The sequence below is a fragment of the Halobacteriovorax sp. genome, from assembly GCF_041587335.1.
Lineage (GTDB): Bacteria > Bdellovibrionota > Bacteriovoracia > Bacteriovoracales > Bacteriovoracaceae > Halobacteriovorax.
Window position 1 is genome coordinate 1 of the sequence record NZ_JBFGYP010000188.1, and the last position, 4,198, is coordinate 4,198.

The window sequence follows — 4,198 nt, forward strand, 5'->3', positions numbered from 1 at the left end:
AGGTGGTGGACTTGCCGGAGCTGAGTCTGGTGTCTTTAGTTTAAATGGAGTAGAGAGATTTAAGTATTACATAAAGAATACTCCAAAAGATGCAGTACTTCTTATTAAGAAATGGATTAGAGAAAATGATAAGAATTCAAAGTCTGCTTTAAGAGCTCTTGTTCAGCAGATGGATAACGATATTTTAAAAACAGTATTTTCATCTTTAAGTGAAGAGGAGCGATCTAGTTGGAGAGGGTTATTAGATAAGCCATTAGCATCAACTGAACTAGCTCGTGCAAATGACTTTATAAGTAATCAGATTGTTCAAAGTGTAATTGTTCCAGAGTTAATTGATGATCCTGAGACGTATGACTTAATTTTAAAGCTTACTCCTGAGCAGGTAGCTCTTATGGTTGAGCAGAAGCCTGAGATCTCTGCAGTTCTTATGAATGCTCTTAGCTTAACTTTTGTAAGTGAAGTTCTTTCAAGCTGTAAAGAGAGTCAGAGAGAAAATATTATTAATATGTCTGTTAATATAAGTCCTAGTGATGTTATTAAAAATCAGGATGCACTAAAGCAGACTCTTTCAGAATATGTTGATGTTAAAGAGAGTAAGCCTTTTGTTCAAAAGATACTTAAGCTTGTATCGGTATCAACTCCTGAGCTTGAAGGGACTTTATTTAAGGCAATTGCAAATAATGTTAATGCTGACGTTCTACTAGAGACAGCTAGAAATAACTTTCCAGCAGAGCTCATTAGTGAACTACCGGTACCATTCTTAAAGAGTATACTCTCTTCATATCCACTAGATAAGAAGATTAAGATGTTACTATCAATTGATGATGAGCTTCAAGGTACTTTTGTTAATATTTTTGCTCCAGAAGGCTCAAAAGCTAATGATCTTGTATCAGTTGAGTTTGAAAGTTATGAAAGAGATGAAAGAAGAATGGAAGAAATTCAAGATAATAAAGCTCAAAACTGGCACGATTTTGTCTTATATACTAGAAAAGAGATTCAATCAGACAAGGTTTATTCTAAGGAAATCTCAGATCTGCTACATGATTGGAGTGATAATTTCTCAAAAGGAGATTCACACCTTCAAGCTGTAGCCTAATATTTTAGAATGGGAAAATGAATCATTTATTTTCCCATTTTCTATCTTCTCTAAAGCTCATCTACTAAAATCCGTAAAGTAAATGTGTCTAAAATAATTATCATAATTACTTCTTTATTTTTGGTTTGTTGTACAAGTATTAGTACTAATAATCGCTCTCTATCTTCAGATGATACTCTTGTTGATGTTCTTGGTGACCTAGAGGGAAATATTGATAGGTTCAATGACTTTGTTAATAAATCAGATGTTCTTATCAGAGATTCTAAAGGAGAGATTGATCTCTCTCAAAAAGGGCAATTTGTCTTTCTTGGAGATGTTATGGATAGAGGTCAAGGCTCTATTAGAATAATGCAAGAACTACTAAGGCTCAAAGAAAAGTACCCTGATAGAGTTACACTTATCTTAGGAAATAGAGATATTAATAAGCTCAGGATAATGAGCTTAATGGATGGTGCGCTAGTGAGCTCTGTTCCAGATATTGTTATCCCTTGGCACAAAGAAGTTATAGAAGAAACTTTCAATTTGAAAATACCTGATCATATATCTAATGATGATTACAAAGACTTTGTTAAAGATCTAGATACACCATTAATTAGGTTCAAAGCTTTTCTCTCTGGAATGAATGCTCCTAAGGCCTTCGAGTTTAGAAAAGATGAACTCAAAATTCTCTTTCCAGATAAAGTAGTTGATGATCATTTTGTTTTTGCAAGTTTTCTTGAAGACTATAAAGAAGATGGGATATTACAAAAATATCTAAAGCAAGGACAGTTAGGAAAAGTAATAGATGGAAACCTCTTTGTTCATGGAGCAGTTACCTCAGAAAATTTTGGTTATGTCCCAAAGTTAACAGTGAGGGAGTCCGATCCTGTAGAGTGGATTAATAAACTAAATGATTTTGCCAAAAAAGAGATAGATGACTGGTTTAGTGACTCTAGACTTGGACAAGATTTAATAGCGTATCATGCACCAAAAGCAGGAAGTATACAGAATCTTAATAGTGTTGTTTATGCTCGTTACTCAGATGAATCGGGGAATCCTGTAGCACCAGGTCGCTCCTTGATAAAGAAGCTACAAAATCATGGCATTTATAGAGTTATTGTTGGTCACACTCCGACTGGGGACTATCCAATTATAGTTAGAAAGCCTAAGTTTGAAATTGTCCTTACTGACAGCTCTTTTAGCTCTTTAGATAAGGCATCTAAAATCTCTATTAAAGGTAAATACCTCATTTCTGAATCTGATAGTATTCATGGAGATAAGCTAATTGCACAGTCTAATATAGATGATTCTCTTAACCCTCTCGGAATGAAAACGACAGATGGTTATCGTGTGATTGGTAAGTTTTCAAGCTCAGAAGATTTATTGCTTCTAAAGGTTGAGGGAGAAGGACGTAAGTTCAATACGAAATACTTAAAAGAGTCTGCACTTAATATCGCAGATAAAGGACTCATTGAAGTGTTTGAACAAAGAGTAGACGCAAGTTGCAGGAATATTGTAGAGTCCTTTCTTACAAATAAATCTAATTATTAATTTTTCTTCAAGGTATATATGTCAAAAGTTACACTAGATAAGCACGCTCTATATTTAGCATCTGTTCAAGATCCTATTAGTGATGTTTCAAGAGTATCCAAGATCTATACTAGTATATTTAATAAAGAAGCTCTCTCATTCAGGGAGGATTTTAGTGGTACATTTGCTTTAAGTTGTTGTTGGGTACAGTCATCAAGTGAAAGAACTGCTATTTCTATAGATATTGATGAAGAGACTATTGAATATGGTACTAAAAACTACTTATCTAACTTAAGCTCTTCTGAGCAAGCTCGTATTTTACCTGTGGTAGGCAATGCTGTCACTACGACTGATAGCGTTGATGTTATTGCTACATTTAATTTTTCGTACTGTCTTCTCCATGAGAGAAAAACACTATTGGAGTATTTCAAGCATGCCTACAAATCTTTAAATGATGATGGAATACTTATTCTTGATATCTTTGGTGGTAGTGATAGTGAAATACCTGAAGTTCAAGAGAGAGATATTGATAATCACGATCATATAGCTCCTTTTCTTTTTGAATTTGAAAGAAAAGATTTCAATCCTATTACAAGAATTGCAAATTATGGAATACATTTTAAATATGAAAGTGGGGAAGAGATATTAGATGCCTTCACTTATGAATTTAGAATGTGGTCGATTACTGAGATTAGAGATCTTTTAGATGAAGCTGGTTTTTCTGGAATTAAAGTCTTTTGGGAAGATTGTGATATTGAAGGTTTTGGTAATGGTGAATTCTATGAGACAGAATCTGAAGAGAATAGTGTGAACTGGAATGCCTATATCGTTGGTATAAAGTAATTACTTTTTTATTCGATCGAAATATTTAAGAAGATCTAAACCGAGATACCTAAGGCCTGCAAAGATTAGATAAACAGCAGCACCTTCATCTAAATTTCCAATGATTGGTAATGCATCTGGAAGCAACTCAAATACTCCCATAGTAGGATTTAAAATATAGATCACTCCAAGAGCGACGCCTACTGCTGCAATAAACTTTTTAAAGATTGGCTTTTGTTTTTCTTCCATAGAGCTATTCTATCATAAAAAATGTTGTCAAGATTTCAGTAGGTTACATAATTATCGTTGTCATCTGATGAGGTGTGCGTTATCTTGGCCAAAAATATGGGAGTCCCTTGAAGCAATCATTTTATAACCTAAATTTTAATGAATTAGAGAATTTACTCATCGAAAATGAGTTGAACTCTACAGCAGCTTCTCTTCTTTATAATTGGCACTATAAAAAGAAGAACTTCTCTCCATGTACCCATAATATCTCTAGGGAAACACTTAACTTCATTGAAGATAGATTAGATTTCAAGCTACCTGAAATTGATACTGTTCACGAGTCGAGTGATAGTACAGTAAAGTTTCTCTTTAAATTAGAAGATGGATCAAAAGTTGAAACAGTTCTAATACCTTTTAATAATAAATATTCAATTTGTCTTTCATCTCAAGTCGGGTGTGCAATGAAATGCTCATTTTGTTTTACAGGAACACAAGGACTAAAGAGAAATCTCTCTACCAGTGAGATCGTAGGTCAATTTCTTC

Annotated in this window: 4 protein-coding genes and 1 pseudogene; 4 read left to right on the forward strand and 1 reads right to left on the reverse strand. The window is 33.8% G+C overall.

The features are described from left to right. The 3 genes from ABX784_RS15800 to ABX784_RS15810 all read left to right on the forward strand — a co-directional run. On the forward strand, window positions 1-1,096 hold a 1,096-nt coding region (locus ABX784_RS15800), incomplete at its 5' end, for a hypothetical protein (RefSeq protein WP_372656030.1). An 84-nt stretch (window positions 1,097-1,180) separates the two neighbouring features. Next, window positions 1,181-2,626 carry a metallophosphoesterase gene (locus ABX784_RS15805; RefSeq protein ID WP_372656031.1) on the forward strand — a complete coding sequence of 482 codons (1,446 nt, stop codon included), beginning with the start codon at window positions 1,181-1,183 and terminating at the stop codon, window positions 2,624-2,626. A gap of 18 nt (window positions 2,627-2,644) precedes the next feature. Continuing rightward, window positions 2,645-3,448, forward strand: coding sequence for a hypothetical protein (locus tag ABX784_RS15810; RefSeq protein ID WP_372656032.1), 804 nt, complete (start codon window positions 2,645-2,647; stop codon window positions 3,446-3,448). On the opposite strand, the gene ABX784_RS15815 is transcribed toward ABX784_RS15810, so the two are convergent. Next, on the reverse strand, window positions 3,449-3,676 hold the full coding sequence (locus tag ABX784_RS15815; protein ID WP_372656033.1) for a DUF1232 domain-containing protein: 228 nt from the start codon (window positions 3,674-3,676) through the stop codon (window positions 3,449-3,451). It abuts the gene before it with no gap. A 107-nt stretch (window positions 3,677-3,783) separates the two neighbouring features. On the opposite strand from ABX784_RS15815, the pseudogene ABX784_RS15820 reads away from it, so the two are divergent. Beyond that, window positions 3,784-4,198, forward strand: a pseudogene (locus ABX784_RS15820) (23S rRNA (adenine(2503)-C(2))-methyltransferase RlmN); the annotation flags it as partial.

Excerpts from the sequence above, each read along its gene's own strand:
- ABX784_RS15815 (WP_372656033.1), bottom strand. The coding sequence starts at position 3,676 with ATGGAAGAAAAACAAAAGCCAATCTTTAAAAAGTTTATTGCAGCAGTA.
- ABX784_RS15810 (WP_372656032.1), top strand. The coding sequence starts at position 2,645 with ATGTCAAAAGTTACACTAGATAAGCACGCTCTATATTTAGCATCTGTT.